Below are 17,831 nucleotides of genomic sequence, written 5' to 3' on the forward strand. Positions count from 1 at the left end.
CATACCCAGCGGGGGCGTCAGTGATCAGTGCTTGGAGGAGCGATGACCAAGGAGAAGGCGCAGGCGAGGCGTGAGCACCTCGCCCGCATGCGCGCCGACCAGAAGCGCAAGGAGCGGCGCGCCGCGCTTCTCATGTGGGGCATAGGTGGCCTCGTCATCGTGGTCCTGGTCGCTCTTGTCGCCGTCTGGGTGGTGAAGGACCGTTCGGGCAAGTCGCTCGGCGCGGTCAAGTCCTTCAACTACAAGGGCTCCGACCACGCCTGGACGAAGGTGGACTACAAGGAGAACCCGCCCGTCGGCGGCCAGCACAACTACTACTGGCAGAACTGCGGGATCTACGACAAGCCCATCCACAACGAGCATGGCGTCCACTCGCTGGAGCACGGCGCGGTGTGGATCACCTACCGCCCCGACCTGCCGAAGGCCGAGGTCGACAAGCTGAAGACCATCGCGTCGGCCGACTACATGCTGCTCAGCCCGTACCCGAACCTGCCGGCCAAGGTCGTCGCCTCGTCCTGGGACCACCAGATCACGCTCGACGGCGCGGAGGACCCCCGCCTGCCGGAGTTCGTGAAGAAGTACAAGCAGAACCCGACCTACACCCCCGAGTACGGCGCGTCCTGCTCGGGCGGCATCGGCACCACCTCCGACCAGCCGCTCCCGCCGCCGCAGGCGGAGACCAGCCAGGAGCCGATGCCCAGCGAGTCCCCGTCCTCCTGACCGGGGCCGTCCCTCCCGGAAGGGCTCAGGGAACCAGCAGGCGGTCCACGGGCACGGCGTCGAGCCCGTGGGCCTCCGCCACCGGGCGGCTCGTGAGGTGGCCCTGATGGGTGCTCAGGCCGAGGGCGAGCGCGGGGTCGGCGGTCAGCGCCCCGCGCCAGCCCAGGTCGGCGATCGAGAGCGCGTACGGAAGCGTCACGTTGGTCAGCGCGTACGTCGAGGTGTGCGGCACCGCCCCGGGCATGTTGGCCACGCAGTAGAACACCGACCCGTGCACCCGGTAGACCGGGTCGGCGTGCGTGGTCGGCCGGGAGTCCTCGAAGCAGCCGCCCTGGTCGACGGAGATGTCGACGAGCACCGACCCCGGCTTCATCCGGGCCACGAGATCGTTGCTCACCAGGGTCGGCGCCTTCGCGCCGGGCACGAGCACCGCGCCGATCACCAGGTCGGCGTCCACCACCGCCCGCTCGACCTCGTACGCGTTGGACGCGATGGTCTGGCAGCCGCCCTGGAAGACCAGGTCGGCGTGGCGCAACCGGTCGACGTCGCGGTCGAGCAGCAGCACCTGGGCCCGCATGCCCACCGCGACGGCGGCGGCGTTCATGCCGGACACGCCCGAGCCGATCACTACGACCTTGGCCGGATAGGTGCCGGGGACGCCGCTCATCAGCACGCCCCGCCCGCCGCCCTGGCGCATGAGGTGGTAGGCGCCCACCTGGGGAGCCAGCCGTCCGGCGACCTCCGACATGGGCGCGAGCAGCGGCAACGTGCGGTCGGGCTGCTGCACGGTCTCGTACGCGATGCCGGTGACGCCCGACTCCAGCATGGCCCGGGTGCACGGCTCCGAGGCGGCCAGGTGGAGATAGGTGAACAGCACCTGGCCCGCGCGCATCCGGTGGTACTCGTCCGGTTCGGGCTCCTTGACCTTCAGGATCAGGTCGCCCTCCGCCCACACCTCGTCGGCGGAGTCGAGGACCACCGCCCCCGCGGCGGCGAAGTCGCCGTCGGGAATCGCCGACCCCCTTCCGGCGTCCTGCTCCACGACGACCTGGTGGCCCTTGCGGACGAACTCGTTGGCCCCGGCAGGGGTGAGCGCGACGCGGTACTCATGGGTCTTGATCTCTCGGGGCACTCCCACCTTCATGTACTCCACTTTCTGCTCGCCACGTTTGCCCGGGCAGTGGGCAGTGAGCACCATTTGGGCGGGCGTTCATGACAAATGGTCAAGATTGGACGGTGCTGAACCGCGTAGGGTCACCCGGTTACCTACGGTTGGCATAGGTCGGTAGGCTCTGCGAGCGATGTCAGGGATCGAGGTGGGGATGCAGAACGTGCCCGTGCCGGGAGACGAGGAACCCGGTCCGCGGCCCGGCGGACCGACCCCGGGGACTGAGACGGCACCGTTGTGGGGTCTGGCCGGCCCGGACGACACCGGCGCCAGCCATGCCGCGCCGTACGGCCCGCCCGGCGGCGACCTCGGTATGCCAGGAGACGGATTGGACACGGCCGGCGACCCGTACGGTCCGAAGGAGATCCCGCCGGACGGGTTCGGCCAGACCGAGGTGATCGGCGCCGTTCCCGGTGCGGGCGGCGGCCCGTACGGTCCCGGCGTGGCGGACGACCCGTACGGGGTCGCGGGCCTGCCCGACGACGACCCCGGCGTTCCGGCCGGCGTTCCGGCCGACCTGCCTCCCGGCGTTCCGGCCGAGGTGCTCGCCGACCTGCCTCCCGTCTCGTCCGACGCCGTGGTCGAGGTGGTCGAGGAGGTTCCGGGTGACGTGCCCCTCGACGCACCCGCCGGCCCGGCGGCGCCGGAGGGGCCCTCGGAGCCCCGCGCGGCGAGGGGGACGACGATCGCCCTCGTGGCGGCGCTCGTGATGGTGGTCGTGATGTCCGGAGTCCTCGGGGCGGTCGCCGTGCTGATGACCCGCAATCCGGACGCGCCGCCGCTCAAGCAGACGCCCGTCCACACGTTGAGCGTCCCCGTGCACTTCGCCCCGGTCACCGGAGTGCGGCCCGCGCCCTGCGAGGGGACCGACGCGATTCCGGACGACAAGGGGACCACCTGCTACCTGCTCGACCCGGGGGTCACGGTCAAGACCGTGCAGAAGATCGAGGAGGTGCCCGACAACGACGGCACCTATTCGGTCCGGCTCGTGCTGTCGCCGTCGAGCCGGGAGGAGATCGCCCAGCTCACCCGGGACACCGTCAAGCAGCAGCTCGCCGTCGTGGTGGGGGAGAAGGTCGTCGCGGCGCCCCGCGTCGCCCAGGAGATCACCCAGGACAGCCTCGGCATCGCGGGCTTCGACAAGGCGCAGGCCGACGCGATCATCGGCCTGCTGACCGGAGGATCGGCCCCCGCGGGCCAGCAGCCGGAGTCATCTCCCGGCGCCGGTCAGCCGGACGGGACCCAGCAGGGCGGCACGCAACCTGGTGGAACTCAGCCGGACGGGACCCAGCAGGGCGGCACGCAACCTGGTGGAACCCAGCCGGATGGAACCCAGCAGGGCGGCACGCAACAGGGCGGGACGCAGCCTGGTGGGACCCAGCAGGGCCTCGACCAGTCCGGCACGAACCAGTACGCCCCCCAGCCCGGCTCGACCCCGCCCGGCGTCTCCCAGCAGAACGGCGGACAGGGCACGATCAGCTCCGGCTCGGGGACGGGCGCCGCCCAGCCCGGGGCCACGCAGGCCACGCTCACCTCCGGCGGCGCGTCCGGAGGGAACGACGTCCGGTACGCCTCGTGCAAGGAGGCGAAGGCCCACGGCGCCGGGCCGTACACGAAGGGCCGCCACCCCGAGTACTACTGGTACGTCGACGTGGACCACGACGGCGTCGCCTGCGACCCCGACGACATGGTCTGACCTCCATCGGGCGGCCCGGCGTGCAAGCGGTGGGCAATCGGGGTGCAAGCACGGTCCGGTAGCGTGCGGGGCGTGTCAGCACCATGGTTGCGAGGCGTGGCCGGTTCGGCCGCGGCCGCCGCGTTGCTTCTCCCCGCCGCTCCCGCCCTCGCGCAGTCCGCGCAGTCCGCGCAGGCCCTGGCCCCATCCGCCGTACAGGCGGCGTCCGCGCGGGTCGGGCCCGCGCCCGCGACGGTCGCCAGGAGACTCTTCGACGCCTGGCTGCGCCGGGACCGCCACGCGGCCTCCCGGGTCGCCACCGCCGGCGCGGTCTCCACGATCTTCGCCTACCCCTTCCGCGCCCCGGACAAATTGGCGGGCTGCACCGGAGGGCGCGACTGCCGGTTCGTCCACACCAGCGTGAACGTCCCGGGCGGGCTCGACGGCATCCTGATGGTCGTCTCGGGCTCCAAGGTCGTGAAGGTCTACGAGTCCCGCCACCTCGTCACGCCGTCCGCCGCCGCCACGCGCCTGTTCCAGGCGTGGCGCGCGGGCGACCGCTACCGGGGTCTGGAGGCCGCCACGAACAAGGCCGTCGCCACGCTCTTCCGGAACAGGTTCGACCCCAAGGGGGTGGCCTACATGTTCCAGGGCTGCAACCGCGACTCGAAGGGCTACAGCTGCGCCTACTCCTACGAGGGCGGCGCCATGTTCATGCGGGTCGGCGGCTCGAAGGCCCGCGGCTACGAGGTGACCTCCATCGGCTACATCGCCGACTGAGCCCGCGAGCCGCGGTCACACGAGGGCGATGTCCTCGGGCCGGATCGGCACGCGGGGGAGATCCAGCCCCGTCGCGGCCCTGACGGCGGCGGCCACGGCCGGGGTCGACGACAGCGTGGGCGGCTCGCCCGCCCCGCGCAGCCCGTACGGCGCGTGCGGGTCGGGGTTCTCCAGGATCGACAGCCGCATCGGCGGCATGTCGAGAATGGTGGGGATCAGATAGTCGGTGAACGAGGGGTTGAGCACCCTGCCCTCCCTGACCTGGATCTCCTCCATCAGCGCGAGCCCCAGGCCCTGCGCCGAGCCGCCGTGGATCTGCCCTTCGAGGGCGAGCGGGTTGAGGATCTTCCCCACGTCCTGCACGGCGGCGAGCTCGACCACCCTGACCAGGCCGAGGTCCACGTCCACGTCGACCACCGCGCGGTGCACGCACAGCGCGAGCTGGGTGTGGGAGTTCCCCTGGCCGGTGACCGGGTCCATCGGGAAGGTCGGCCGGTGGCGGAACTCCCGGGTCTCCTCCACCGGCCCGCACCGCTCCAGCACCTCCGTGAGCGACAGCTCCGGATGCGCGGCGCGCAGCGCGCCGAGGCGTTCCCGGACCGCCACGCAGGCGGCCCGGACGGCCCCGCCCGTGACGTACGACTGGCGGGAGGCCGAAGACGACCCGGACGAGCCGACCCCGGTGTCCGCCGGGGCGACGGTGACCCGTTCGACGCCCAGCTCCGTACGGGCGATCTGGGCCTGCACGGTGACGAGGCCCTGGCCCACCTCGGCGGCGGCGGTGTGCACGAGCACGTGGGGCTCGCCACCGGCGGCCTCGACCCGCACCCGTGCCGTCGAGTAGTCGTCGAAGCCCTCGGAGAAGCAGATGTTCTTGATGCCGACGCCGTAGCCCACGCCCCGCCGCACGCCCTCGCCGCGCGTCGCCTGGGCCACGCCGCCCGGCAGCAGGCGCAGGTCGGGCCCGGCGGCGTCCATCCCGGTGCCCGCCGGGTCCGTGGACGGCGCACCCGTGGACGGCGCACCCGGGGGCAGCGGCATCGCGGCCAGTTCGGTGAGCATCTCCGCGAGCGGCGCGGGGCTGTCGATCAGCTGCCCGGTGGCCAGCCGCGACCCCTGCGACACCGCGTTGCGGACCCGGATCTCCACCGGGGACAGACCGCAGGCCGCCGCGAGCCGGTCCATCTGCGACTCGTACGCGTAACAGGCCTGCACCGCCCCGAACCCGCGCATCGCGCCGCAGGGCGGGTTGTTGGTGTAGACGCCGTACGCGTCGATCCAGACGTTGTCCACCTCGTACGGCCCGACGCCGAGGGAGGCGGCGTTGCCGACCACGGCGAGCGTGGACGAGCAGTAGGCCCCGCCGTCGAGCAGGATCTCGGCCCGCACGTAGACGAGCCGCCCGCCGGCCGTCGCGCCGTGCTCGTACCGCATCCGGGCGGGATGCCGGTGGACGTGGCCGAAGAACGACTCCTCGCGGCCGTACACCATCTTGACAGGGCGGCCGGTCCGCAGCGCCAGCATCGAGGCGTGGACCTGCATCGACAGGTCCTCCCTCGCGCCGAACGCGCCGCCGACCCCGGCGAGCGTCAGGCGCACCTTCTCCGGCGGCAGGCCGAGGCACGGCGCCACCTGCCCCTGGTCGACGTGCAGCCACTGCGTGGCGACGAACAGGTCCACCCCGCCGTCCTCGGCGGGCACGGCGAGGCCCGACTCCGGACCGAGGAACGCCTGGTCCTGCATGCCGACCTCGTACTCGCCGGTGACGACCACCTCGGCCGCGAAGGTGCTCCCCACCCTGACCGGCTGGTGCCGTACGAGGTTGCCCCCGGGGTGGACGGCCGGGCAGGACGGGTCGAAGGCGGCCCGGCGGGGGTCGGTGACGGCCGGCCGCACCTCGTAGTCCACGACGATCGCGGCGGCGGCGCGGCGCGCGGTCTCCGGATGGTCGGCGGCCACGATCGCCACGGGCTCGCCCTGGTAGCGGACCTGGTCGACCGCCAGCACCGGCTGGTCCCGGTGCTCCAGCCCGTAGAACCTCTCACCGGGGACGTCCTCGTGGGTCAGCACGGCGAACACGCCGGGCATCGCGAGGGCGGGGCCGACGTCCATCGAGCGGATCCACGCCGACGGGTGCGGGCTGCGCAGGGTGGCGCCCCAGAGCATGCCCTCCAGCCACAGATCCGAGGAGTAGGCGAACTCCCCGCTCACCTTGAGCGTGCCGTCCGGGCGCGGCACGCTCTCGCCGATCCCCGAGGGCCTCCCGGAGGGCCGCTGTGTGTCCGTCGTCGATGGCCGCGTCACTCTCGTAGTACAGCAACCCGGCCGGGCCGGGCCTATCGGCGTGGTCATGGGAAACGGCATGGCGGGCGGGGTCGATGCTTGTACATACCTCCAAATAGGCTGTCGGTCGTGCTGCTGCGTGATCTGCTCTCCGCTCCGGAGCTGCGGCTCGTCCTGCTGACGGGCGACGAGCCGCCGGACCGTGAGATCGGCGGGGTGCTCATCACCGACCTGCCCGACCCCCGGCGCTACCTGTCGGGCGGCGAGCTGGTGCTGACCGGCCTCATGTGGCGGCGGTCTCCCGGCGACTCCGCGCGGTTCGTGGCCGCCCTGGCCGAGGCGGGGGTGGTCGCGATCGGCGCGGGCGACGCGCGGCTCGGCATGGTGCCCGACGACCTGGTGGCCGCCTGCCGGGAACACGGCCTGCCGCTGCTGGAGGTGCCCGTCGAGGTGTCGTTCGGCGCCGTCACCGACTTCGTGGGCCGGCGCGCCGCCGCCGTACAGGCGGGTGACCTGCGCGGCGCTCTCGGGCGGCACCGCAGGATCGTCGCGGCCGTGGCCGAGGGAGCCGGGCTGGGGGAGCTGTTCGCGCTCGTGGAGACCGAGCTCGGCGTCACGGCCGCCGTGGTGTCCGCCTGTGGCTCGGTCGTCGCGGGCGCCCTGCCCGAGGACCAGGCCGTACGGCTGGCACGCGACTACCTGGCCGCCGTCCGCCTGCCCGTGGTGGTGGACCGCGACGGGACGTTCACGCTGTTCGCCGTGGACCGCGCGCACCGGGCCGCCGGCTGGGCCCTCGTGTGCCGGGGGGAGATCGACGCGGAGATCGGCTTCGAGCTGGCGGCGTGTGTCGCGCTGGAGCGCACCCGGGCCGAGGCGGGCCGGCGGGTGGAGCGGCGGCTGGCCGAACAGCTGATCGCCCTGGCCTGCGCCGGAGGGGAGCCGACGGAGCTGTCGGCGCGGCTGCGGACCTGCGGCGTCGACCCGGCGGAGCCGTACGCCGTGGTCGCCGCGGCGGCGAGCCGGCGCGGGGCGACCGACGGCCCCGACCCCGCCCTGCTGGGCGGCCGGATCGTGGAGGAACTGCTGGACCGGCGGGTGGTGGCGGTGGCCGGCGCCGACGCGTCGGTGACGCTGGTCCCGCTGCGCGGCGACGCGTACGGGGACGACCGCGACGCCCTCGCGGAGCGGTTGCGCGAGCGGGCGGCGGTGATCGCGGGCGGGCTGCCGGCGCTTACGGTGTCGATGGGGGTGAGCGGGGCGTTGACCGGCCCGCAGGCCATCCGGGGTGGGGTAGAGGAGGCGGGCCACGCCCGGCGGCTGGCCGAGGCGCGCGGCGGGGGAGTTGTCACCGGCGACGAGATCTACACGCACGCGCTGCTGCTGGCGACCTCGCCGGGCGAGGTGCGGTCGTCCTTCGCCGAGCGGCTGCTCGGGCCGCTGTTCGACTACGACCGCCGGCACGGCGCCGAGCTGGTGCGCACGCTCGGCGCGTTCCTCGACTGCACCGGTTCGTGGAACGCCTGCGCCGAGCGCCTGCACGTCCACGTCAACACGGTGCGCTACCGGATCAGGCGGGTCGAGGAGCTGACCGGCAGGGACCTGTCGTCCATGGCCGACCGCGTCGACCTCTTCCTCGCCCTGCGCGCCGGTTAGCCCTGCGCGCCGGTTAGCCCTGCGCGCCGGTTAGCCCTGCGCGCCGGTTAGCCCCCGACGCCCTCAGTGGCTCAGCGCCTCCTCCGCATAGTGCGGAGGCGAGACCTCCACCCCGGGGAACGCCTCCCCGATCTCGCGAAGCTCGTCCTCCGCCAGGCGGCACAGATTCTCGTCCCCGGACCGCTGCCCGATGGCCAGGGCCTCCAGCGCGCAGTGCAGGGCCGGCTCGGGCCGGCCGAGCAGGCGATGCGTTCGTGCCAGCATGATGAGGGCGTCGCACTCCATCGTCACGTGGCTCAGTTCGCGGGCGTGGGACAGGCCGCGATCGAGGTGTGGTTGCGCGGTCAGTGGTTCAGCACGATCCAGGTAGATCCTGGCCAGCGTCAGGAGACCGTCGCATTCGTGGTAACGATCTCCGGCCGCCTCCGCAAGGGTGACGGCCTCGCGGAGAAGCGCGATGGCCGCGGGTATCTCGCCCAGGCCGAGGCAGGCGCTTCCGCCTGTGAGCAGCGAATGACGCTCCCCGACCTGGGAGCCGATCTCCCTGGCGATCACGCGCTGTGCTTCCGTGTACTCACGTGCGTCGGCGTACCGCTCCAAATGGAGATGGACGAGGCCCAGGTTTCCCAGCGCGCGCATCTCGCCGAACCGGTCTCCCTGTGCACGTCTCAGCCCTAGCTCGGCCACCTGGTGGGGTAGCGCCTCGGCCGGTCGGCCCACTGCGATCAGGGCCCACATCAGCTGCATGTGGGCGAGAGGCAGAATTCCCTGGTCGCCGATCCGTTCACCAACCTCCAGTGCCTGCCGGCTCAGGCTGAGGTGCTCGCGAACGTGCGTGCCCCTTGTCAGCTCCCAGATCAGGGCGAACCCAACGTAGGTCCCCAGGCGTGCGATCTCGTCGTCCTCGCTCGCCATCGCCTGCGACGCGGCGGAGATCACATGTGCCAGCTCCTTGTCCAGCCAGGCTCTGGCCTCGGCCGAAGTGCCCAGCGCCAGCGGACGCTGCGGCACGTCGGGCCAGGGAAGATGCACGCGGTGGGGATCGAGCAGGGTGCTGGCGTGACGTGTGGTCCCGCCGTAGAAGCCGAGCGCCCGCATGAGCGCGTCCAAGCGCACCTTCGGCGTGAGGTGGGTGTCCGCGAGTTCGATCGTGAAGAGCCGCACGAGATCGTGTGGCTGGTAGCGGCCTGCTTCGCCGGTCTCCAGCAGATGCGCCCGCACCAGGCGGTCGAGGGCGCGCTCGGCGGCGTCGGCGGGCTCTTCGATGAGGGCGGCCACCACGTCGGCAGTCACGCTCGCCACGTGCAGGACGCCGAGATGACACAGCGTCCGCGCGGCCAGGCGATCGAGCGCGCCGCCGCGGGCGAGCGCCTCGTAGCTCAGCTCAAGACTGGACCGCACGGCCATCTGGCCCGACTCCAGCTCGTGCAGCGTGCGCCGCCGGTCCTCCAGCCTTCCCCCGAGGTCCCGCACGCTCCAGTCCGGCCGCTCTCCGAGCCGCGCGGCGGCCAGTCGCAGGGCGAGCGGCAGCCCACCGCACAGCTCGACCAGCAGGGATGCGGCGGCCGGATCCCCCGAGATCCGCTCCGCCCCGACCAGCTTCGACAGGACGGTGACTCCTTCGGACCGCCGCATCCTGCGGAGGACGAGCCGGACGCAGTCGTCGGCCACGGCGAAGGACTCCCGGCTCGTGATGAGCACGGTGTTGCCCGACGGCAGGCCCAGCAGGGAGCGCACCTGCTCCGGCGCGGCCGCGTCGTCGAGCAGGATGAGGGTCCTGCGGCCGTCCAGCCGATCGCGCAGCACGGCGGCGGCCTCGTCCTCCTCGGACGGCACGGCCTTGCCCTCCAGCCCGAGCGCACGCAGCAACCTGCCGAGCACGCCGATCGGCTCCAGGCGTTCCACCCCCGGCGTCGCTCCCAGGAGGTTCACGTAGAGCTGGCCGTCGGGGAACGCGTGGGCCGCGGTGTGTGAGGCCTGGACGGCCAGGGCGGACTTGCCCGTTCCGGGGGCGCCGGTGATCGCGACCACGGCCTGCGGGACGCCGCCGTCCCATGGGGTGAGCAGCGACCGCAGGCGGACCAGTTCCTCGACCCGGCCCACGAAGCCGGTGGCCGCGCGCGGAAGCTGACGCGGCGGCCGAGACTGCGCGCCGCCGGTGGTCGTCTCGCTCTGCGCCGGGTCAAGGGAGGGGTCGGCACGCAGGATCAGTTCGTACCGCTCGCGCAGGGCCTCGCCGGGGTCGACGCCGAGCCGCTCGGCGAGTAGTCGCTTGACGTCCAGGTAGGTGGTGAGCGCGTCGGCCTGCCTGCCCGACCGGTACAGCGCCAGCATGAGCAGGTCACGGGTCCGCTCCCGCAGGGGGGCCTCCGCGACCAGTTCGGTGAGGGCCGTCACGGCCTGCTGGTGGAGTTCCAAGTCGAGCAGTGCGCCGGCCCGGTCCTCCAAAGCCGTCAGGCGCAACTCCTCCAGCCGGACCCGCTCGGCCTCGGCGAAGGGGCCGGGAACGCCGCACAGGGCGGGCCCCGACCAGCAGTCAGAGGCAGCCTCCAACGCGCGCAGGACCGCACGCGGATCTCCTGTGGTCTGGAGCCGCCGGGCCTCGGCCAGGTGACGTTCGAAGTCGCCGACATCCGCCTCCACCGCCCCGCGCTCCAGCACATAGCCCCGCGACCGGGAGACCAGGGTGCTGTAGGGGCCGCGTCGGCCCGGCGCCGTCTCCAGCACCCGCCGCAGACCGGCGATGTAGGTGTAGACGCTCTGTTCGGCGGTGTTCGGCGGGCGATCCCCCCAGAGCCCGCCGATCAGCGTGTCCTTCGTGATGATCCGCCCCGCGCGGACGGCGAGGACGCACAGGGCCGCACGTTGCAGCGGCGGCCCGAGGTCGACGGTCCGGCCTTCGCGCCACGCCGCCACGGGCCCCAGGAGTTGCAGGCGGTACGGTGAGCATTGCGACGTTCCGTGCTCTTCCGCGTTATCCATACGTCGTCGGACTCCATAGGGTAACGACACAGACGCGATCTGTGGAAGTCTGTCAGGATCGTTTGAAGGCGCCGGTGCGCGCAAGCGGTGACCGCACTCATCGAGCCCCCGATGTTCCTCCACTAGTGGGTGCATTACGAAGTCATCCCCGTGTCCGCCGTAGTGGTGGACCCTTGACCCCTAGTTTGCCGGAACTTCAAATATGCCAGCACTTATCTAGATTTTGTCTAGATGTGAGGATGAGATTGGGTCAGTCCGTGCCCGGACGCGAGGTGGGGCGCTTCCCGTGGCGATGGAGCGCCACTCGGCGGGAGCGCATGGCACGCTGGGCTCGGGAGCCTGATTAGCGGCGGTTTGATGGCCTTTGCGTCGCTTCGGGAGCTAAGACCAGAGTAGGGCGCTTCGCGGGGGCTGCGACTCGATGCCCCGGCCCTGGCGGCGGCGGCAGGGTGGGGAGGGCTGCGCGGCGTCCGCTCTCGCCTATTGAGGACCGGGAAATACTTCCCCATTCGTGGCCCCCTGAATTCGTGCAGGCCAGGCGGGAGAATATGACGCCGAATTTGATTGCCGGCCCGTGGAGAATGGTGGCCAAAATGTCCCGTGAAAATGGTTCTCTTTTCCGGGAATCGGTAAGGGGTCCTCCGGGGGTTGACTTATCAGACCGAATGTGGCGTTCGGTATGTCCCCGAAAGTGTCGGCATGGCGACGGCCTTCATTTCCCGCGGAGGGTGCCGGGACGCCGGAGAGAGCGCGTGATGCCGGACGACCAGTGATCTTCGTCGCCGGCGTCCCGGGCGCGGAGGCCGTACGGTTGCCGTGGTCAGCAGCACTCGCACGCTGTGAGGTATTTCGTCAGCGCAGGAGACGTAGCGGCACTGGCTAGCGTAGCATCGGCTCCAACGGCCAGTAGGGCCGAAATGATGACGGTAAGAACGAGTAGGGCAAGGCGGCGCACGGTGGATCTCCCATCAGCTCTGACTGCCGGGCCTACAATATTCCAGGAGTTGCCAATGGCCGCGCAAGATCTGGTCGGACAGCGCATCAAGGCGATTCGCCGGCAGCGGGGGCTCTCGCAAGCGCAGTTGGCACATCCTGAACTCTCCGATAGTTACGTATCACTGATCGAAAGTGGTAAGCGCACGCCCACCCCCGCCGTTCTGGAACTACTCGCGCAGAAGCTCGACTGTTCGTTGACCTATCTTGTCAACGGCGTCACCGCCGAGCAGATGGAGGACCTCGAGGTCGGCCTCAGCTTCGCCCGCATGGCGCTGGAGAACGGCGAAGTCGCCGAGGCCCGCCGCCGGTACGCCGAACTGCTCGCCGACGGCAACCTCCTGGGTCTGGCCTCGCTCCGGGTGGAGGCCCGCTACGGTTACGCGCTGGCCTCGGAGGCGTGCGGAGAGGTCGCCGAGGCGATCTCCGTTTTGGAGGAGCTCGGCAAGTCCGAGACCGAGGTGATCAGTCAGGAACGCAAGGTCGCCGTGGCCCTGGCGCTGTGCCGCTGCCATCGGGAGCGGGGCGACTACTCGGCCGCCGTCCAGGTTGGCGAGCACGCGCTGGAGACGATGTCCCGCTCCGGGTGGAACGACGCTCTGGTCGAGCTCGGCGCCACGCTGCTGAGTGTCTATCTGCGCCGGGGCGACATGCTGCGGGCCAGGCATTTCGCCGCCGAACTGCTGGCGGCCGCCGAGACCCTGGGCTCCCCGCGGGCCGCCGTCGCGTCGTCCTGGAACGCCGCTCTCGTCGCGGAGCAGACGGGACGCGGTGAGGAGGCTCTCGCCCTGATCGAGCGTGCGCTGGCGATCCAGTCCGAGACCGGAGAGCCGCGCAACCTGGCGCGCCTCCGGCAGGCGTACGCGAACATGGTCCTCAGGCTGCACCCCGAGGAGTCGGAGAAGGCGCGCGATCTCCTGCTCCGGGCGCAGCGAGAGATGGAGGGGGCGGCCACCAGCACCTTCGACAGAGCCCTGTGCGCGCTGGCTCTTGCGTGGGCAGAGATCGTTCTTCACTATCCCGAGCAGGCCGTGGAGTACGCCGAGGCCGCCGTCGACCTGGTGCGCGGCACCTCCGGGTGGCTGGAGACACGAGCCGCCCTCCTCCTCAGCCAGGCGCGTTTCCTGCTGCATGAGGATGACAAGGCGGCGGGCGAACTGGACATTGTGAGTGACTGGCTGGAGAGCGCGCTGCCCACCCGGAAGACGGCCGAGGACTGGATGACGATCGGCGAGATGCGCCGGCGGATCGGCGACGACCGGCAGAGCGTGGCCGCCTACCAGCGGGCCCTCGCCTGCGCCGGGCTGTGACGGGCGTCCCGTCGCATCGCTCGTCTACGGGGCCTCATATATAGGCCCCGTGTAGACCTGACGTACCGGGCCGGAGCGTATGGCGCTCCGGCCCGGCTCCGTCTGTGCGGCCGGGCTCTTGAGCAGGGGATAGCACAGGTTGTTGCCGTCTTCCGGTGCGGGGGTATGGACCGGACACACGCGTCGGTAGCCTGGGACTGTCATGAAGAGACCCATCCTCGCCGCCTTCGCCGGCCTCGCCGCGTTCCTGGTGGCGCTCCTGCTGTGCGCGGCCCCGGTCCTGCCGGCCCAGGCGCACACCTCGCTCAAGAGCAGCGACCCGCAGAAGAACGCCCGGGTCACGACCTTGAGCAAGGTCACCCTGGAGTTCGCGGAGTCCGTGCGCTTCCCGGTCGTGATCGTCCGCGGTGAGGACGGCAAGCGCTATGAGAAGGGCGCTCCGGCCGTCGACGGTCCCAAGGTCACCGAGGCGGTGGCCGACCAGGTGCCGCCGGGCCGCTACACGATCGCCTGGCGGGTGGTCTCTCCCGACGGTCACCCCCTGGAGGGGGAGATCCCCTTCACGGTGACGGGTGACCAGGCGCTGGGCAGCGCGACCTCCGTGGCCGAGCCTCAGGACACGGCCGCCGCGCCCGCCGCCGCGCCCGGCACGTCGTCCGCCGCCGGGTCCGACGCCGGGTCCGGCATGGCACAGGCGTCCCACACCGCCGACGACGAGGGGGGCGGCGTGCCCGGCTGGCTCTGGGCCGTGGTCTTCGGCATCGCCGGGATCGGCATCGGCATGTTCCTGAGCCTGCGGAAGAAGCCGTGAGCAGGGTCGCCCGCCTGACCGTCGCGGCGCTGTGCGCCACGGCGGGCGCGCTCGTGGTCGCGATGGTGGTCGGCGGCGCCGCGACCCCGAGGATCATCCCCGGCCTGCCCGACGAGGGCACGCTGACGCGTTGGATGCTTCCGTTGTCGAAGCTCGCGATGGACGTCTCCGGCGTGGTGACGGTGGGACTGCTGGCCGTGGCCGCGGCCTTCCTGCCCAGCGACAAGGGGTTGCTCGGCAGGCCGGCCCAGACTTATGTGAAGGGCGCCTCGTGGTCCGCGCTGGCCTGGGCGGTGGCCGCGGCGGTGGCGCTGGTCTTCAGCCTGTCGGAGACCCTCGGCGCGCCGGTGGGGGAGATCCTCGCCGGCAACGAGCTCACCAGCTACGCCAGCCAGGTCCCACAGGGCATCGCGCTGACCCTGGTCGTGCTGTTCGCCGTCGCCATCGCGTTGTTCGCGCGGGGCGCGATCACGACGGGCGCCGCCGCCGGATTGCTGGTCTTCGCGCTGGTCACGCTCCTGCCGCCCGCGCTCACCGGGCACTCCTCCTCCGCGCCCAACCACGGCCTGGCCACCACCTCCGTCGCCATGCACCTGCTCTTCCTGGCACTGTGGGTCGGGGGCCTCGCCGCGCTCTGCTTCCACGCCCTGCGTGGGCAGGCGCAGGTCGACATCGCCGCCACCCGCTTCTCGCGGATGGCGCTGTGGTGCTTCGCCGGGGTCGGCGTCTCCGGCGTCGCCGCCGGCGCCTCGCGCCTGGCCACGATCGGCGACCTGTTCACCTCACCCTACGGCCTGCTCCTGCTCGTCAAGGTCGCCGCGTTCGCCGGGCTCGGGTTCCTGGGATGGCGCCACCGGGGCGGTACGCTGCCGCGGCTGTCGGCGGGCGAGCCGCACGCGTTCCTGCGCCTGGCCCTCGGCGAGGTCGTGCTCATGGGCGCGACGATGGGGGTCGCGGTGGCCCTGTCGAGGACAGCCCCGCCGCCCGTCGACACGCCGGTCGACCGCGCGTTCGAGCTCCTCGGCTACCTGATCCCGCCTCCGCTGTCGCTCGCGAACCTGTTCACGCTCTGGTGGTTCGATCTGTTCTTCGCCGTGCTCGCCGCGGCCCTGGCCGGCCTGTACGGCGCGGGGGTCGTGCGGCTGGCCCGGCGGGGTGACAAGTGGCCGGTGGGCCGCACCGTGAGCTGGTTCCTCGGCGTCGTCATCCTGGTGCTCAGCACCCAGAGCGGCATCGCGCGCTACGCGCCCGTGCTGTTCAGCGTGCACATGACCGAGCACATGATCCTGTCGATGCTGGTCCCGATCTTCTTCGTGCTCGGCGCGCCGGTGACGCTGGCGCTGCGCGCGCTCAAGCCCGCCGTACGGCGCGGCGACCGCGGACCCCGTGAGTGGATCACGGTGATCCTGCACAGCAGGGTGATGAAGTTCGTCAGCCACCCCGCGATCGCGACGGCGATCTTCGTGGTGTCGACGTTCGCGCTGTACTTCACCCCGCTGTTCGGCGCCGCGATGGAGGAGCATCTCGGGCACATCGCGATGACGACCCACTTCCTGCTGAGCGGCTCCCTGTTCTTCTGGGTGATCGTCGGCGTGGACCCGGCGCCGCACAAGCTGCCCCACGCCGGGCGGCTGCTGCTGCTCATGGTGACCATGCCGTTCCACGCGTTCTTCGGCATCGCCCTGATGAGCATGGGCACGGTGCTGGCCGGCACGTACTACGACCAGCTCGGGCGCACCTGGGGCGCCTCGTCCCTGGCCGACCAGCAGACCGGAGGCGGCATCGCCTGGGGCTTCGGCGAGATCCCCACCCTGATCGTGCTGCTCGCGCTGGGCTTCCAGTGGTGGCGCGCCGACGAGCGCGTCGCCCGCCGGGCCGACCGCCGGGCCGACGCCGCCGCGGCGAAATCGGGCGGCGGCACCGGAGACGCCGAACTGGACGCCTACAACGACTACCTGTCCAAGCTGAACCGGCGCGACCGGTCCCGCTGACCACTTACGCTTACGCGGGCTCACGCGGGCCGGCGCGGGGCGGCCTCAGGGCAGGGTCAGGATCTCGTGGCCGGTCTCCGTCACCACGATCGTGTGCTCGAACTGCGCGGTGCGCCTGCGGTCCTTCGTGACGGCGGTCCAGCGGTCGGGCCAGATCTCGTAGTCGATCGTGCCCAGCGTGAGCATCGGCTCGATCGTGAACGTCATGCCGGGCACCAGCGTCACCGACAGCGACGTGTCCTCGTAGTGGGGGACGATCAGCCCCGAGTGGAACGACGTGGCGATGCCGTGACCGGTGAAGTCGCGGACGACCCCGTAGCCGAAGCGCTTTGCGTACGCCTCGATGACCCGGCCGACGATGTTGAGCTGCCGGCCCGGCGCGACCGCCTTGATCGCCCGCATCGTCGCCTCGCGGGTCCGCTCGACCAGCAGGCGCGACTCCTCGTCGACGTCCCCGACGAGGAAGGTGGCGTCGGTGTCGCCGTGCACCCCGCCGATGAAGGCGGTGATGTCGACGTTGACGATGTCGCCGTCGCGCAAGATCGTGTCGTCGGGGATCCCGTGGCAGATCACCTCGTTGATCGACGTGCACAGCGACTTCGGATAGCCGCGGTAGCCGAGCGTCGAGGGGTACGCGTCGTGGTCGCAGAGGAACTCGTGGCCGATGCGGTCGAGCTCGTCGGTCGTCACGCCGGGGGCGACGTGCCTGCCGACCTCCTCCAGGGCCTGCGCGGCGATCCGGCCCGCGATCCGCATCTTCTCGATGGTCTCGGGGGTCTGGACGTCGCTGTCGCCCTTCCTGGGCTCGGCCCTGCCCACGTACTCGGGGCGGGGGATGTGGGCGGGGACCTTGCGGGTGGGCGAGATACGCCCGGGGCGCAGCAGCGTGGACATGCCGCCAAGTCTAGTTGCGCTTCCACTGGGCACGATTAGTGCCGTGAGCGATCAATGGTGGTTCTGCCTGAAGCACATGACCGTCGAGCCGGAGAAGGGCTGCCCCAACAAGGACCGGCTCGGGCCCTACGACTCCCGGGACGCCGCCTCCCACGCCCTGCAGACGGCGGCCGAGCGCAACAAGAAGTGGAAGGAACAGGACAAGGAGTGGGACGACTGACCCCGATCCCCTGACGTACGCGGGTCTGTCTGCACGGGCCGGCGTAGGCGGGGTCAGCCGGCCGGGGTGTCGGCGGCCTGGACCCCGGCCGCCCGGCGCCGCGCCGCGCGGCGGGCCACGAGCCGGCCGAGCGTCCACACGCCGATCCCGCTCCACACCAGGTTGAGGATCGCCGAGGGCCAGGCCGAGTGGTAGGCGCTGTTGACCATCAGCGCGGCCGCCCCGCCGAGGTTGAGGAGCTGGTACGGCAGCCCGTCCCCGGACATCCGGCCCGACGACACCATGGCGTACGCCGCCAGTAGGACGACGGCCCCCACGGTGCCGATGATCGTGATGAAGGCGGACATCAGG

Annotated in this window: 13 protein-coding genes; 8 read left to right on the top strand and 5 right to left on the bottom strand. The window is 71.6% G+C overall.

Annotation, left to right across the window (positions count from 1 at the left end; genetic code table 11):
- Window positions 1–42: 42 nt before the first annotated feature.
- Window positions 43–720, top strand: a complete 678-nt coding sequence (locus OG344_RS20450; protein ID WP_405084452.1) for a DUF3105 domain-containing protein — start codon at window positions 43–45, stop codon at window positions 718–720.
- A 25-nt stretch (window positions 721–745) separates the two neighbouring features.
- Here OG344_RS20450 and ald read toward each other — a convergent pair whose 3' ends face one another.
- A complete protein-coding gene (gene ald, locus OG344_RS20455; RefSeq protein ID WP_405084453.1) occupies window positions 746–1,864 on the bottom strand; it encodes an alanine dehydrogenase in 1,119 nt (372 codons plus the stop codon).
- Between the two features lie 157 nt (window positions 1,865–2,021).
- Between ald and OG344_RS20460 the strand changes: the two genes are divergently transcribed.
- A complete protein-coding gene (locus tag OG344_RS20460) occupies window positions 2,022–3,584 on the top strand; it encodes a SecDF P1 head subdomain-containing protein (RefSeq protein ID WP_405084454.1) in 1,563 nt (520 codons plus the stop codon).
- 72 nt (window positions 3,585–3,656) lie between these two features.
- Window positions 3,657–4,343 carry a hypothetical protein gene (locus tag OG344_RS20465; RefSeq protein ID WP_405084455.1) on the top strand — a complete coding sequence of 229 codons (687 nt, stop codon included), beginning with the start codon at window positions 3,657–3,659 and terminating at the stop codon, window positions 4,341–4,343.
- A gap of 15 nt (window positions 4,344–4,358) precedes the next feature.
- Here the strand turns inward: OG344_RS20465 and OG344_RS20470 are convergent, their stop codons facing one another.
- The gene (locus tag OG344_RS20470) at window positions 4,359–6,647 is read right to left on the bottom strand and encodes a xanthine dehydrogenase family protein molybdopterin-binding subunit (protein WP_405084456.1); all 2,289 of its coding nucleotides are present in this window, start codon (window positions 6,645–6,647) and stop codon (window positions 4,359–4,361) included.
- Window positions 6,648–6,755: 108 nt separating this feature from the next.
- Here OG344_RS20470 and OG344_RS20475 point away from each other — a divergent pair, with 108 nt between their 5' ends.
- Window positions 6,756–8,279 (top strand): PucR family transcriptional regulator, encoded by a 1,524-nt coding sequence (locus OG344_RS20475; RefSeq protein WP_405084457.1) that lies wholly within the window; start codon window positions 6,756–6,758, stop codon window positions 8,277–8,279.
- 63 nt (window positions 8,280–8,342) lie between these two features.
- Here the strand turns inward: OG344_RS20475 and OG344_RS20480 are convergent, their stop codons facing one another.
- On the bottom strand, window positions 8,343–11,195 hold the full coding sequence (locus OG344_RS20480; RefSeq protein ID WP_405084458.1) for a BTAD domain-containing putative transcriptional regulator: 2,853 nt from the start codon (window positions 11,193–11,195) through the stop codon (window positions 8,343–8,345).
- 1,076 nt (window positions 11,196–12,271) lie between these two features.
- On the opposite strand from OG344_RS20480, the gene OG344_RS20485 reads away from it, so the two are divergent.
- The 3 genes from OG344_RS20485 to OG344_RS20495 all read left to right on the top strand — a co-directional run bounded on the left by OG344_RS20485 (window position 12,272) and on the right by OG344_RS20495 (window position 16,366).
- The gene (locus OG344_RS20485) at window positions 12,272–13,564 is read left to right on the top strand and encodes a helix-turn-helix domain-containing protein (protein WP_405084459.1); all 1,293 of its coding nucleotides are present in this window, start codon (window positions 12,272–12,274) and stop codon (window positions 13,562–13,564) included.
- Window positions 13,565–13,766: 202 nt separating this feature from the next.
- Entirely contained in the window at window positions 13,767–14,375 is a 609-nt protein-coding gene (locus OG344_RS20490; protein ID WP_405084460.1) for a copper resistance protein CopC, read from the top strand.
- Window positions 14,372–16,366 (top strand): cytochrome c oxidase assembly protein, encoded by a 1,995-nt coding sequence (locus OG344_RS20495; protein WP_405084461.1) that lies wholly within the window; start codon window positions 14,372–14,374, stop codon window positions 16,364–16,366. The genes OG344_RS20490 and OG344_RS20495 overlap by 4 nt, the downstream gene beginning before the upstream one ends.
- 45 nt (window positions 16,367–16,411) lie before the next feature.
- On the opposite strand, the gene map is transcribed toward OG344_RS20495, so the two are convergent.
- Window positions 16,412–17,260, bottom strand: a complete 849-nt coding sequence (gene map / locus OG344_RS20500) for a type I methionyl aminopeptidase (RefSeq protein ID WP_405084462.1) — start codon at window positions 17,258–17,260, stop codon at window positions 16,412–16,414.
- A 43-nt stretch (window positions 17,261–17,303) separates the two neighbouring features.
- On the opposite strand from map, the gene OG344_RS20505 reads away from it, so the two are divergent.
- Window positions 17,304–17,480 (top strand): hypothetical protein, encoded by a 177-nt coding sequence (locus OG344_RS20505; protein ID WP_327044926.1) that lies wholly within the window; start codon window positions 17,304–17,306, stop codon window positions 17,478–17,480.
- Between the two features lie 53 nt (window positions 17,481–17,533).
- Here the strand turns inward: OG344_RS20505 and OG344_RS20510 are convergent, their stop codons facing one another.
- Window positions 17,534–17,827 carry a hypothetical protein gene (locus OG344_RS20510; RefSeq protein ID WP_405084463.1) on the bottom strand — a complete coding sequence of 98 codons (294 nt, stop codon included), beginning with the start codon at window positions 17,825–17,827 and terminating at the stop codon, window positions 17,534–17,536.
- Window positions 17,828–17,831 lie beyond the last annotated feature (4 nt).

Source organism: Microbispora sp. NBC_01389, from assembly GCF_045040095.1.
GTDB lineage: Bacteria > Actinomycetota > Actinomycetes > Streptosporangiales > Streptosporangiaceae > Microbispora.

Bases quoted from the DNA above. Each gene is read 5' to 3' on its own strand.
- OG344_RS20485 (WP_405084459.1), top strand. From the start codon at position 12,272: ATGGCCGCGCAAGATCTGGTCGGACAGCGCATCAAGGCGATTCGCCGG.
- OG344_RS20490 (WP_405084460.1), top strand. From the start codon at position 13,767: ATGAAGAGACCCATCCTCGCCGCCTTCGCCGGCCTCGCCGCGTTCCTG.
- map (WP_405084462.1), bottom strand. From the start codon at position 17,260: ATGTCCACGCTGCTGCGCCCCGGGCGTATCTCGCCCACCCGCAAGGTC.
- OG344_RS20450 (WP_405084452.1), top strand. From the start codon at position 43: ATGACCAAGGAGAAGGCGCAGGCGAGGCGTGAGCACCTCGCCCGCATG.
- OG344_RS20460 (WP_405084454.1), top strand. From the start codon at position 2,022: ATGTCAGGGATCGAGGTGGGGATGCAGAACGTGCCCGTGCCGGGAGAC.
- ald (WP_405084453.1), bottom strand. From the start codon at position 1,864: ATGAAGGTGGGAGTGCCCCGAGAGATCAAGACCCATGAGTACCGCGTC.
- OG344_RS20510 (WP_405084463.1), bottom strand. From the start codon at position 17,827: ATGTCCGCCTTCATCACGATCATCGGCACCGTGGGGGCCGTCGTCCTA.